This window comes from Candidatus Defluviilinea gracilis, from assembly GCF_057138825.1.
Window position 1 is genome coordinate 85,409 of the sequence record NZ_DBNHEF010000021.1, and the last position, 13,789, is coordinate 99,197.

General features: G+C 46.3%; 11 protein-coding genes and 2 tRNA genes. 7 read left to right on the forward strand and 6 right to left on the reverse strand.

Translation table 11 applies throughout. The features are described 5' to 3' along the window. Positions 1–59: 59 nt before the first annotated feature. From AC16KF_RS02710 to surE, 6 genes are all read left to right on the forward strand, one after another. A complete protein-coding gene (locus AC16KF_RS02710; RefSeq protein ID WP_484035751.1) occupies positions 60–3,260 on the forward strand; it encodes a winged helix-turn-helix domain-containing protein in 3,201 nt (1,066 codons plus the stop codon). 94 nt (positions 3,261–3,354) lie between these two features. After that, positions 3,355–3,510, forward strand: a complete 156-nt coding sequence (locus tag AC16KF_RS02715) for a hypothetical protein (RefSeq protein ID WP_484035752.1) — start codon at positions 3,355–3,357, stop codon at positions 3,508–3,510. 28 nt (positions 3,511–3,538) lie between these two features. Beyond that, positions 3,539–3,817 (forward strand): hypothetical protein, encoded by a 279-nt coding sequence (locus tag AC16KF_RS02720; protein WP_484035753.1) that lies wholly within the window; start codon positions 3,539–3,541, stop codon positions 3,815–3,817. Between the two features lie 471 nt (positions 3,818–4,288). Next, a complete protein-coding gene (locus tag AC16KF_RS02725) occupies positions 4,289–5,407 on the forward strand; it encodes an HD domain-containing phosphohydrolase (protein ID WP_484035754.1) in 1,119 nt (372 codons plus the stop codon). A 52-nt stretch (positions 5,408–5,459) separates the two neighbouring features. Beyond that, positions 5,460–5,536: transfer RNA gene (locus AC16KF_RS02730), tRNA-Arg, on the forward strand. A gap of 59 nt (positions 5,537–5,595) precedes the next feature. Beyond that, the gene (gene surE / locus AC16KF_RS02735; protein WP_484035755.1) at positions 5,596–6,405 is read left to right on the forward strand and encodes a 5'/3'-nucleotidase SurE; all 810 of its coding nucleotides are present in this window, start codon (positions 5,596–5,598) and stop codon (positions 6,403–6,405) included. A gap of 78 nt (positions 6,406–6,483) precedes the next feature. Here surE and trxA read toward each other — a convergent pair whose 3' ends face one another. Both trxA and AC16KF_RS02745 read right to left on the reverse strand, forming a co-directional pair. Then, on the reverse strand, positions 6,484–6,810 hold the full coding sequence (gene trxA, locus AC16KF_RS02740) for a thioredoxin (protein ID WP_484035756.1): 327 nt from the start codon (positions 6,808–6,810) through the stop codon (positions 6,484–6,486). Between the two features lie 121 nt (positions 6,811–6,931). Beyond that, a protein-coding gene (locus AC16KF_RS02745; RefSeq protein ID WP_484035757.1) for an IS5 family transposase occupies positions 6,932–7,758 on the reverse strand; the annotation gives its coding sequence in 2 pieces (ribosomal slippage) (positions 6,932–7,101 and positions 7,101–7,758; 828 coding nt in all). Positions 7,759–7,915: 157 nt separating this feature from the next. Between AC16KF_RS02745 and AC16KF_RS02750 the strand changes: the two genes are divergently transcribed. Then, positions 7,916–7,987: transfer RNA gene (locus AC16KF_RS02750), tRNA-Lys, on the forward strand. Between the two features lie 80 nt (positions 7,988–8,067). Here the strand turns inward: AC16KF_RS02750 and AC16KF_RS02755 are convergent. From AC16KF_RS02755 to AC16KF_RS02770, 4 genes are all read right to left on the reverse strand, one after another. Beyond that, a complete protein-coding gene (locus tag AC16KF_RS02755; protein ID WP_484035758.1) occupies positions 8,068–9,225 on the reverse strand; it encodes a hypothetical protein in 1,158 nt (385 codons plus the stop codon). A 34-nt stretch (positions 9,226–9,259) separates the two neighbouring features. Beyond that, on the reverse strand, positions 9,260–11,134 hold the full coding sequence (locus tag AC16KF_RS02760) for a hypothetical protein (protein ID WP_484035759.1): 1,875 nt from the start codon (positions 11,132–11,134) through the stop codon (positions 9,260–9,262). A gap of 109 nt (positions 11,135–11,243) precedes the next feature. Next, positions 11,244–12,314 (reverse strand): hypothetical protein, encoded by a 1,071-nt coding sequence (locus AC16KF_RS02765; protein ID WP_484035760.1) that lies wholly within the window; start codon positions 12,312–12,314, stop codon positions 11,244–11,246. Between the two features lie 2 nt (positions 12,315–12,316). Beyond that, positions 12,317–13,366 carry a hypothetical protein gene (locus AC16KF_RS02770; protein WP_484035761.1) on the reverse strand — a complete coding sequence of 350 codons (1,050 nt, stop codon included), beginning with the start codon at positions 13,364–13,366 and terminating at the stop codon, positions 12,317–12,319. Positions 13,367–13,789: the final 423 nt, after the last annotated feature.

The following is a 13,789-nucleotide window of genomic DNA, read 5'->3' on the forward strand; positions in this document are numbered from 1 at the left end:
AAAGCGCGAAAGTGTGATGAAATTTGGAAGATTTCAACGGGAACGGCTAATTCCGTCCAATGACAAAATCATCCATCCCGATCAGTAAAACGAAGATCATTATCCCGAACCGCCGGCGGGAACTGCTCTCGCGCCCGCGCCTGCTGGAGAAAATGAACGGGTTTCTGGAAAACAAGTTGATCTTGCTCTCTGCCAGCGCGGGGTATGGTAAGACGTCTCTGCTCATCGATCTTGCCCATCAGGCAAAAGTTCCGGTGTGTTGGCTTACCTTAGATCCGCTGGATCGCGACCCGCAGAGGTTCATGGCGTACTTGATCGCATCGCTGGCAGAGCGGTTCCCGAAGGTGGGCGAAGCGTCGCAACCACTGTTGAACAACCTGAAATCGATGGAAAGCGACGCGGAAGCGCTTCTCGTCGCCTTGACGAACGAGTTATACGATCAGGCGGAAGGCGATTATTTCGTGATCCTCGACGATTTTCACTTGTTGGATGATGTGGCGGTCGTTGCTTCGTTGGTCAACCGCTTCTTACAATTAGTGGATGAGAACTGTCACCTGATCATTTCCTCTCGCACCCTGCCCGAACTCGATGATGTCACCCTCATGGTGGCGCGCGAGCAGGTGAAGGGTTTGAACCATACCGACCTGGCGTTCCAGCCGCGTGAAATTCAGGCTCTCTACATACAAAACCACCACGAGTACCTGGCAGATGAAAAGGCTAACGAATTTGTGGAGAAATCGGGCGGGTGGATCACCGGCATGGTGCTTTCCAATTCCACCGAGGTGCAATTTTCAGGCAAGGATACGTTTGCCTATTTGGGGAAACAGGTGCTCGACCAGCAACCCCGTCATGTGCGCGAGTTTCTTCTGCGAACATGCCTGCCGGAGGAATTCAACGCGGAGTTTTGCGAGATCGTGCTGGGTCCGTTTTATGGAGCGCCGCAAAATTGGCTTAACCTGATGGGCTTCATTTTGGATAAGAACCTGTTCGTTCTGCCCTTGGAAGATGGGCGCTGGCTCCGATACCATCCTCTCTTCCGAGAGTTTTTACAAACCCGCCTGCGGGAAGAGTACCCCGAAGATATTCCTCTCTTATTGAAGAGGATGGTCACCGCGCATGAAGCGGAGGGCGAATGGGAAAAAGCCTATTACACCTGCAAACAATTAAACGACCCCAACACGCTTGCAGAATTGATCGAACGGGCTGGCACGCCCATGTTGCAAACGGCGCTGATCACGCTGGAAGGCTGGGTCAACAGCCTGCCACCGGCTGTGATCCGCTCGAAGCCGGGGTTGATCTCGTTGCGAGGGATGATTTCAGCCATGAAGGGAAATTTACCCGAAGCAAATGCTTTGCTCGACATTGCAGTTGAAACGTACCAAAGAGAGCATAACCAAAGCGGCTTGGCTCTTGCGTTGATCCGCCGCGCGCACGCCCTGCGATTGCTTGCAAAATATGAAGATTCGATCAAAGATGTAAATAATGCCCTCAAAATAGCCGAAACGGATATGTCGATGCAAACGCTTTATGCGGAAGCGTTAAGAACTCGAGGATTAAATTATTATCGTTTGGGGCAGGCACGAAATGCCGTCGAAGACCTTGAACGTTCACTCCACCTCTACAACGAGTTAAAGGAAACCGGCAGCATTTCGATGCTGTTAGTTGAGACAGCCATGGTTCGAGCGACTATTGGAGATATCGAAGTCGCGAAGAATTTGTATCAAGAAGCGTTAAATCGATTACGCCGTGAAAAGAATCTTTATACCCAGGCGAATACATTGAACAATCTTGCGGTGCTTTACTTACAAGTAGGCGAATATGAATTCGCTTCGGATAGTTTTGAAGAAGGGCTGGAGTGCGCTCGCAATAGTCGTAATCAACACGCCGAAGCGTTGATTCTGACCGGGTTGGGCGATCTATATACTGAAATCGAAGAGTTTGATGCCGCTGAACGCGCCTATGAACAAGCAAGCATTGTAGCTGAAAGTTGTTCCGCTGTTTTCATTGTAAACTATCTGATTTTGGCGCGCGCGAATTTGGCGCTTCTAAAAAATGATGTGAACACAGCGGATGAACTGCTCAAAGAATTTAGGAAGAAATTAAAAATCAATCCATCAAGTTATGAACGCGGCTTGTGGGCTTTGCTACAAGGCAGGCTTTGCTTCATAAATGGTGATTTCAAAAAAGCTATCATTCACCTGAATGACAGCAAATCGCGTTTTCTACAAGACGGCCGCGATGTGGAATATTGCTGGTCTGTTATATGGCTGATGGCTGCATACAATCACTCTGAAGAGAAAGATAAAACCCGGCTGGAATTTCAAAATATTATTGAGGGGACAAACCACTTGCAACATGCCTTGCTGGTTGCCTTGCACCAGGCTTCGTCTTGGCTTGCGTTACTGCAAACGGACACTACTATTGGACGCCAATTTAGCAGATTGTTTGAAAATTCCCGAATATTAAGCGAGAGGTTACCATCTGTGCGCAGGATTCTGCGCAGGTTTGCTCAAACTATTCAAATGCCCACTGCTAGCATTAAAATCAAGGCATTAGGGCGCGCCGAAGTTGTTGTTAGCGGCAGGGCGGTTAACGTTTCCGATTGGCGCACACAATCGGTTCGAGATTTGTTCTTTTATTTCTTATACAACCAGGAACCGGTCACAAAAGAACAAGTGGCTGAGATTTTATGGCCCGATATCGATGATCCAGACGCTATACGAACAAAGTTCAAGCACGGTATTTATTGGCTTCGTCGCGCTGTGGGACGAAATGCGATCCTGTTTGAGGATGAATATTACCGATTCAATCGCGCGATGGACTATGAGTATGATGTAGACGCATTCGAGTCCTTCCTGAAGAAAGTCTATCAAACCCAGGATTTGATCGAGCGAATCGGGCTATATCGCAAAGCGGCAGAATTGGTGGAAGGTCCATTTCTTGCTGATCTCGACGCGGATTGGGTCCTGATCGAGCGGGAGCGGTTGGGACGTATCTATCGTTCTGTTTTAGATGAGCTTGCGCAACTATATCTGGATACCAACCAATTTCAGGAATGTCTTGCCACTTGCAAGAAAGCAGTTGAACAGGATCGTTACAATGAAGCGATTTGTCAGATCGAATTGCGGGCATACGCGGCGATAGGTGACCGCGGGGCTATTGTGCATCGGTATCATGAGTACAAAACCTTGCTAATGAACGAGTTAGGGTTGTCTCCTTCTGAAGATTTTGACAAAATTTACATCGAATTAACTATGTAATACTTCAGATTTGTCTATACTGATTTTGTAGCCTGTTTTGTAGCCTGGGGGCGAGTATCATGGGAAAAAATTTGAAAGAAAGAGGAAACATCCCATGAACAACAAATTCTCCCTGCATACACCTGCCGATGGTTGCACTGGCGGACGCCGATCTCCTGCTGACGGTTGCACTGGCGGACGCCGATCCCCTGCCGACGGTTGCACCGGCGGACGACGATCTCCTGCCGACGGTTGCACCGGTGGGCGATAGGCTGTTAACTTGGAAGTAGGAGAACATCATGGCATTGCTCACCTTTGACACTTACAAAAAACCATCCCTGGGCTATCGCCAGCAGTCTGTCAAACGCGCGGGACTCCATCGCTTATTTGCCGCGGCTGTAGTCAGCGGACAATTTCGAGAAACGCTCCTCAAAACACCCGAGGAGGCGCTCGCGAACGGATACCTGGGACAACCCTTTGCCTTGTCCGATCGCGAAGCATCCATCATTAAATCGATACGGGCTGAAGATCTGGCTGATTTTGCCCAACAGGTAAACCAGGCGCTGCAAGGTGCCTAACCAAACTGGCTCACCTTGGGTGACGCGGTGGAATTGGGGGGCATGGTGACAAGGGATTCACTGTGCCCCGCGTCCGCCGTGTTTTTATTTTAATGCCTGATGAACAATCAATTCACAGCGCGTCCGGCAGATTCCCTGCTCGAATCGATTCTCAAATCATCCGCCGATCTGGTTGTAATTCTAGACGCTCGCGGGAACATCTTAGATTACAAGTTGACCGCCCCTCACCTGGCTGAAAAATTTTCAGGGGAATTTCATTACCAGCGAATAGGCGAACTGCTTCCCTCAAGAAACCACCCAGGCGGGCTTAAGGAATTTTATCAAAGCGGTCATACCCTTCCCTTTGAGTTCTCACTAACCACGTTTGATGGCCAGAAATTTTGGTTCGACGGACGCTTAACCTGCCTTTCCCCCTCCCAACAGATCCTGTTTTCGCGAGACATCACAAAATACAAACAATCTGAATTGAGAATGCGGCAACAGTCGCAGCGGATGACGGGATTGCGAAGTATCGATCTCGCCATCGCCTCCAACCTCGACTTGAACCTGCTCCTCCCCCTCCTGCTTGAGCAAGCAAACACCCTCCTGCCCGCGGATGCTTCCACCCTCCTGCTGATGAATTCTGAAACCAACCTGCTCACCCTGGCGGCATCGAGTGGCTTCCGGTCAAATACTCACCCATCAGTCTTTCTCAAACTTGGGACCGGATACGCGGGGCAAGTAGCGCTGGAAAGAAAACGTATCCACTACCCAAACATCACCGGGAACGCGCAGGGCGGCGACCTGCCATCCTATCTACAAGGTGAAAAATTTGTCTCCTACATGGGCTCGCCGCTTATCACAAAGGGGCGCATTCTTGGCGTGCTGGAGGTATTTCATTCCTCGATTCTAAATCCGGACGCGCCATGGCTTGAATTTCTCGACATTCTTGCGGGGAGGGGCGCCATAGCCATCGACAATGCTATTTTGTTCGAGAATCTGCAAAAATCCAATGCGGAACTGGGCATGGCATACGATTCGACCATCGAGGGCTGGTTGCGCACCCTGGACTTTCGGGATCGGGAAACTGAAGGACGCACCCGTCGGGTGGCAGATATGACAGTGCAACTTGCGCTTGCCTTGGGCGTGGCAAAGGAAGAGTTGATCCATATTCGCCGCGGCGCCATCCTCCATGATATTGGCAAGGTCGCCATTCCTGATGACATTCTCCTCAAGCCCGGTCCGCTCACAGAAGATGAGTGGAGCATCATGCGCAAACATCCCGTCGTTGCCGTGGAATTACTAACCCCGATCAACTATCTATCTCCCGCGCTCGATATTCCACACTGGCATCATGAACGGTGGGACGGCACCGGCTACCCAGATAATCTCAAGGGCGAGCAAATTCCCTTTTCGGCGCGGGTATTTTCCATTGCCGATGTATACGATGTCCTGATCTCCGAACGCCCATATCGGAACGCATGGACAAAGCAGAAAGCCATCGAATACATCAAAGAACAAACCGGGAAATTATTCGATCCCGGAATTGTTCCCGAATTCCTGAAACTGGTTCATAGCAATGAGTTCTCCCCGGCAGATTGGCGTTCGTAGCGATTAACTTGACCAGCCTCCGTTTCTGAATTAAAATCCCCGCCTGCCAAATGCCCTCGTAGCTCAGTGGATTAGAGCGCTTGCTTGCGGAGCAATAGGTCGCGTGTTCGAGTCGCGCCGAGGGCGCCATGATGATGAGGAGCGGTTACCCGCTCCTTTTTATTTGCAACGTGAAAGTAGGAAGATTCATGTCAACCACAAAACCACAAATTCTCTTAACCAACGACGACGGGATTCGCTCGCCCGGCTTGTGGGCGGCCGCCGCTTCTCTTTCGGACGTTGGGTTTGTCACTGTGACCGCGCCGCGCGACCAATGCACCGGCATGGGGCGCAGTCTGCCCAACACGTCCGATGGGATCATTCGCGAGGAGCGCGTGCAGGTCAACGGTCAGGAATGGAGCGTGTTCGCGGTGGGCGGGAGTCCCGCGCAGGCGGTCCTCCACGGAATTTATGATGTAATGAAACGCAAGCCTGATCTGGTCGTTTCGGGGATCAATTACGGCGAAAATGTCGCGTCGGGCGTGACCATCTCAGGGACGGTGGGCGCGGCGCTCGAAGCCGCCTCGCTGGGAATCCCTTCGATGGCAATCTCACTGGAGACCGATTCGAAATATCATCTTTCATACTCCACCGATGTGGAATTCCCAATTGCCGCGCAGTTTGCCGCGAAGTTTGGCCGCATGTTATTGGAAAAGAAGTTTCCTTTTGATGTGGATTTGCTCAAGGTGGAAATCCCCTCCGATGCCGCGCCAGATACCCCCTGGCAATTGACTCGCGTATCCCGCCAGCGGTATTACGAGCCGACTCCCGCCGAGCGCGCGTCATGGGATGAGCCCGGCACAGTTGGCTACCGCGCGAATGGAGATTTCGACCGCGAACCCGAAGATACGGATGTGTACGTTCTGAGAAAAAAGAGGATGATCTCCGTTTCCCCGATGAGTTTCGATCTGAGTTCCCGCGTGGATCTTGCCGAACTCGATCAGTTGATGCGGAAGTAGTTTTAAACACGAAGGCACGAAGTACACAAAGGTTTTTATTTCTTTGCGTTCTTCGCGCCCTTGGCGGTGAAAAGGTTTTTAGTTAAAGTGCGGGCTAAACCGCGCCACCAATTTCTCTTTCGGCATGAAGCCAGTGATGCGCTCCTTGATCTCGCCGTTCTTCATGAATAACAGGGTGGGGATGCCCATCACGCCGAACTGCATCACAAGGTTAGGATTCTCGTCGGCGTCAATTTTTACCACTTTGACCTTGCCATCCCATTCGCCAGCCAGTTGCTTGACCACAGGGTCGAGCATTTTGCACGGCTGGCACCAGACCGCGCTAAAATCAACCAGCACGGGTTCGCTGGCGTTCATCACTTCGGTTTGAAAATTCTGTTCGTCTACATGTAATAAGTCAGCCATGGTTACCTCTTGCTTGATGGACGCATTATATTTTGAATGTCTTACATTTGGGAAGTTAACCGCTAAGCCCGCGAAGTTCACTAAGAAAACCAATTAAATCTTTGCGTTCTTAGAAATTATCTCAAAAGGCATTCTGAGCCAATCTGCGAAACCAAAGCATAGCGCAGGCAAACTGAAGCAGGGCGAGATAGTTTTTCGCTTTCTTTTCGTAACGGATCAACAAGCCGCGACACTTGGATAACCATGCTAACGTTCTTTCCACCACCCATCGTCGAGCAGGATGCTTTTTTTACCCCTGCTCAACTTCTCTTCACCAATACGGCGAACATGCCCCGTATAGCGGTGCTTCTCTATCGCCGCCTTGCCTGTTGGGTTGTCATAGCCTTTGTCCAAACAAAGATGTTGAGGCTTTGCTTTCGTTACTTTCGGTCGTTCCACCACAATGGCTTCAATCGTTTTGTCCAACAACTTCGTATCGTGAACATTTGCCCCCGCGACAATAATCGCAAGCGGCCCGCCCAACCGATCCGTCAAAAGGCTCTTTTTCGAGCCGTTTTTGCCTCGATCTGTCGGGTTGGCTCCAATTTCATCGCCTCCCGAACGAGCCTTGCCCAGCGTGCCATCCGCGGCTTGCCATTCCCAATCCACCAGCCCCAGTTCTTCACATTCCTCCAGCAACAATGCCCAAAGCTTGGGAAACAAATCGATTTCCACCCAATGTTGGAACGTTCGATGAATTGTAGAATCATCGCCATACACGCGTGGAATGTGATTCCATTGACACCCCGTGCGCATCCGAAAAATCAAGGCATCCAAAACATTGCGCGGATGGATGCGCGGTCTGCCCGTTTCTTTGGGTGGGTCAAATTCCAAGATGAGCGGTTCCATGCGCTTCCATAATTCATCGGGAACCTCCCAGATAGTGGGTAGTGGCGTCTTTTTCTTCATCGTTGGGTTTCCTTTGTTGGCACTGAAATTATATGCCCTCAAAGAGTTTTGAGATAGTTACTTAGCGCCATTTCGACAAGCTCAATGCAAGCCTTCGCGGTAAAAATTTGTTGACGCTCACTTTCCGTCGTGTTAGAATGCCCTTCGCTCGATACGCGGGCGCGTAGCTCAATGGCAGAGCAGCGGCCTTTTAAGCCGTTTGTTGAGGGTTCGATCCCCTCCGCGCTCACATGAAAATCCTCCGTAAGGAGGATTTTTTGTTGACGCTAAGGAAGTCATTGCATAAAACACAAGAAAATGAAAAACATTCTATTTTTTTGACATGTTTTTCGAGTGCTCTTTCTTGCCCTTTGGTTCATTTGAATGTCGGACATGCTCCGTCTCATTCTTCCCATCCGTATCAGATAATTGTGAATCTGTTTCGGAAGCAAACTGCCTACTATAGTACCAAATAAACACTAAAAGTCCCTCAATTCCTAATAATATCCAAAGAACCTTTCCAAGAGCAGATATGAAAATCCTTGGATTAAAGAAAACCAGAAATACTGCCAAAGCTACAGAGATAAATCCCAGAAGAATTATTGTTGAGGATGAGAATTTTGACTGCAGTTCTGATTTTTGTCGTACTCTCTTGATGACTAACCATGTAAATAAAATTATTCCTGCAATCGGAAATACTGCATCAATAGACCCGAGTAGCAGGTAGATGGTAAATGTAATAAAAATCATAATCGCGAAAACAGCAGATGATCTTTTATAGTCATTTATAAATTCATTACACCAAACAGGAGTAGGAAGATACTTGTTTTCAGGATTGAAAATCTTTTCTTCATCCTTTGCTTCCTTATCGGTTCGTATTAAAAACGTTGAAAGTAAAATTAACGTCAATATGAAGCCATTTGACCAGGGAGGTAGCAAAACATGTTCCAGAAAGTCAATTTGAAGAGCTCTGGGTCCCGATTCGACAAATGGTATTTCAGCCTCCGCAAAAAGCTGTTGAGGCTCATCATCTCCTACTTTCAGTAAAACGCTGGTTATGCTGGTATTTGCTTGTGTAATAAACGATACTCGCCCATTTGCAGTTGATAGTGGTTCGATAATTGGAAATTCTACAAGACTGGAATACACATCTGCATTAAAAACATTCGGTATTAATAGAGTGGGAACTTTGGGATCAGCTCGGGTTATGAGATATACTTTTACATCATTATATGGCTTCTTGCTTTCGTTTTTTACATGTACGTGCACTGTTGCTGGTCCTGCTGCATAAAAGTAACGCGGAACGTCAACCCATATAGCAAGCTGTTCCGCACTCTTATCAAACGACCTGTCATGATCGAAATGATCTCTGTATTCTTTCAATAATGTGCCAAAGAGACAAAGGTAATAAATAAGAAACATAAATATAGTGTTGATTAATGCGGCTACCCAACTAGAGCGCATATTTGGAATCGGAAGGTTGTCCATGTTTTTTACCTCATTTAGGTATCAGGTCAAGTTATTATTTTGGAACAATGTCAGGTACAGTGATATTGCCGTCGCAGTTTATTGTATTAGTGCCTATCCAGCATTCCCATGCTTTTGCTTTGGTTGTTATCGATTCCTTCCATATAAAAATCAGCCTGTTAAAACGATAGTATTCAACGATGTGTTTGAACGTTTGGAGCGTATACGTATATGTTAATGGAAGGCTTTGCTCATATTTCATACAGCTATATTGATTTGGAACACCTTGTGAGAGATGGCACGGTTGTGAAAAACTCAGCTCAGAAGCCTCTCCCTTAACCATGAAATTTACCTGTTGAAAAGTCGCCTGATTTGAAACTTTGTTTCCAAGATCAATCAGCTGGTCGTAACTCAAATCACTAACTAGAAATATTCTTGGTTGAGAAGCGACATTGTGAAATGCCAAGATTACTTCAGTTGCTTCTGGAGTATTATTGTTGGTTAACAGCGTTTGATTGGGAGGAGAAAACACAGGTTCAAATTTGATTGGCAATGGATATTTAACCTCCCATGCCGGGTTGTTGTGGTTCTTAGATTTGAATCTGATTTTTATATCAATGGGTACGGGATTCGGAAATGGTTGTGGGAACCACTGCGCTTGTCCCTGAATAGTGTCGAAGTCGATACTCTGCATGAAACTGAAATTACCATTTGATATTGGGACGGAAGACCCATTTGGTCCGACTATATCTACCTGGAAACAGTCTTTCCAGTTTCGTAAATCATATTCTGATAACACATCGTCTTTGATTTGGAAGTTAAAAACCCTTGTCTGATTATTTACAATCTCAAGTGGTTGCCTGTTTTCGGTGCTTAATATTAATTTTAAATCTTCGAATGTGTGCGCTTGAATAAATAACAACCAATGATTTCCAGGGTTTGGAAATAATAAACTGTATTGCAAGCACCCATTCGTTGGCTGAAAAGAATGGTCGGATTGCACCTGGGTTACATCCCAAAAGTCGCCAGTGATAGTTTCTTTGATACTCAGATGTGAATTGATGTCTTTATTCCAATATCGGAAGAAAGATCCCGTATACCCCCCAGGTATTGTTATTGCGTCTAGATAATTTGTAGATGAAATCGCCAAGCTATAAGGAAGAAAAGGTTTCAAATAGTCTAAAAGGTACCTGCCCGCATCTTCAACACTACTGAAAACATATACCGAGCCTTGGACTCCATTAATATTTGTTTGCCACTTAGCAATATCGCTCTGAATAGACGGTATTTCTGGGCAAATTAAACCCACAAGTACTATTAAGTCTTTGTTTTCGGTTATTTTGTTAAGTTTTTCCAACACTGCTGTAGGGCTTTCCTTCCAAAACCCTCCGTCTGTAAGGATGACCAAATATTTAATAATTACAGATTGTTCATTTATGTCGTTTACAGCGTTTTGAATTGCAGTGCTGTAATTTTGCGAGTCGCCTGTAACGGTTAATTTGTCAACTCGTGGGTATCCCGGATTCACTACTTGAGGGGGAATTAGTGATATATAGCCATTGTTATTAACATTCCCAAAACTACTAACTCCGACGTGTAGGTTATCAGCAAGTGGCTCGGGAGTTGTACGCAAGATATCTAGCATATAGTTAACAAAGTCGAATCGTCTACCGTCAACTTCGCCACAATCCTGTCTAATGGAATTAGAGTTATCTATTAAAAATTGCACCCCTGTTGATTCTGGCGTGGCTACAACAGGCTTTAAGTTGAGCGTAACATCAGTTGGTGGGGGAGTAACTTCTATAATGGGAGGTGTTGATGTTGGAGTAGGTGTTATTGAGGATGTTGCGGTTGCGCCATTCCCTCCTCCACAGGAGGAAAGCAAAATAGAAGTACACACCATCCAGCGAACAAGCCATGCGGCTTTCATAATTTCCTCTCCTGAGTTGCTTAAAGTTGCATTATCTAAACTGTTGGTATATTTACAAATCTTTACAACCTACATTCTGAACGAATGGAAAAAACAAAATGTATTCAGATTAATTACTGTCTTTCTTGACAGTTTGTTTTGTTGAATGTGGCTTTTCTTTTTCATCACTACCATCATCTTCTTTCGAAGACCCAGACATTGAACCAGCGATCCACCTAAATGGTAAAAATATCGCTTGAATAGGCGTAGTAATAACCCATTGCAATAAATCTATTGCGATATAGACTATCCGATAGAGGATGTCAACAAAAAACGGCAGGATGGATCCTAAAATGGTGGCAAGGTAATTAACAATATATAACACTCCGATTAGAGCCCAGCCAACCACGACAAATAAAACTAGAATACCTCTGATAGATTCTAAGAAGGTGATCGCGGCGGCGAGCGCGCTGTTGATCGGTACCAACCCAAACAAAACCCAGTTTAGCAAGCCATCGAGAAACGGGCTGGAATCAAGCCTTCCTAATTCGATCAAACGGAAGAGCGCCCAAGCAATTAATGTGAGCAAAGAAAGCAAAGTTACTAGTAATGCCACACCTTGTGCAAGGGCTCTTGTCTGCCTATCTCTTTCAGACCAGGGGCTGAATTCGCTGGAAGAGCTTCGAATTTCAAATACGAGCGCCATGCCGATGATCAAGGCAAGTAACGAGCCGCCAAATACAGCCAAGTCAAATCTTCCGAGTATTTCTGGGAGTTCGCCTGCCCATAAATCTAATACAACCAAGGTGTTTGCTACTGCAATAGCATCCGCAAGAACGAAGAATAAGAAGCAGGCGAGCAGTATCAAGTATCCCAGTGTTCTAAATGGATGATCTTTGGAATAAATGAGTCCAGTGAGATTGATGAACCATCTGGAAACAACCTTTATTAAGTCAGTGAATGGTTGTTTGAGGGTATCTCGAAAGCCATTAGCAACATCTTCGAGAAATTTTCGAGGATAAAAAGGAACATTATTAGGTTCAGGGTCTTCCTGGAAGATCACTGGTTTAATCACAATCTTGCCCAGTCGTTCAAAAACAGGCCGCCATCTCTCGGTCCACGCGATACAAATGATCAGCCACACCGCCATAACTACCCAAAAAGCTTGGGAGTTCAACAAGTTGTAAAAGATCTCAGCCATGGTTATTTACCTCCAAAGTAGTTTAGGAGAAATGCTTCAAGCCTTTCTCCATTAAGATATTCTACTGATTTGACGCCATAGGACTCGAAAAGAGGTGTCCATTTATCCTGGATCTCTTTGCAACTAGGCTGAATAATATCTTCGCACTGAGCCAACACGGAAATAACCTCGACATTTTCTAAATTAATGTGCAGGTAATCTGGAGTTTCACCTCTCCAGTCGGTGAGATTATCGAAAATCAACAGAATGCATCGGTCATAATTTTTGCATTGATTTTCAAAATCAATTGTTACATGCGAAAGCCCTTCGTACACGTTATTAGGCGCGAAGGGGGTCTCTAGCACAGCCACCTTGGTTTCTCTTTCGAGTCTTGCGGATTCGACCTGAGTTGCTATTTCTGCGGCCTCCGCCTGCTGGGTGATGCTCCATTGTGTGGCGGTGGCTTTGTATTGGTCGTCGTAAGAAGTTTTATGGCAAAGATCTTCAAACGCCAGTTGGGTGGCTGTCGCAAAATGAGCGGTTGAGGTGGCGTTATATTGATTTTTAGCTTCCTGATGCTGAAGAACAGCGTCCGATGTTGTTGGGGTTGGAACTGCAGTTAATGTTGTATATGGTCTTGGAGTTGCTACGAGTTCAGGTGCATTCGTTATTTTTGAAGAATATCTATCCAGTTTCGCCGCCTCATAACTTCTGAAGCCCAACGAGAAGATTGAGAATTGGCTGCCTGTACCGAGGATTTTTGGAAGTACGTTGCCAATATAATCTAGCGCATCCCCGGTTTTATCACCAGATAAATACTCTAGAGTTGCCGCATCTGTTGTATTGGGATCAAAAAGGACCACAATAAACGATGGGGTAAGTTCAAGTTGGTCGAGGTTCTCTAGGCTTACATCTGGACAGATTCTAGGTGTTGGTGATGGTATTGTTTGGGTAGGTGTAATTCCAGTAAGCTCTGAAGCCCCGGGGAATTGACAACTTGATAGAATTAGAGAAAACGAAAATATTGCCCCTGCCAAAACTCGAATAACCATTGCTGTTTTTGAACTGTTCATAAAACCCTTCTAAACCAATGTTGTATGGTTATAAGTGGTTCACTGTTCGCAAACTCTTCCTTTGTTCTACACTTTCAGCCACCGCTTAATTGGTTTTGGAACAAAGACTGGCAAAACACGTACTTTATGTTATAGGAGGAGTGTTGGTTAATTACCCTCCACTGTTTAACTTTTAAGGATTATACGCATATTTTTTTTTTCGCAAGCCCAACTAGCTACCAAAATGTTTCAGTCTGGGTTGCGACTGGTAGGTAGTTAAATTAGTCGTAATGGTAATTTTAAGCCTATTATCTTTCTAGGGTAATCGCATTTGAAAATCTCGAGGCTCAAAACACGGTGTTTTGCCTTCGAATCCGCTAATCTGCGCGAATTTTTCCGAGAAAGGTTAGCGTGAATTCGTGAGGATTAGCGGACAAAAAATCC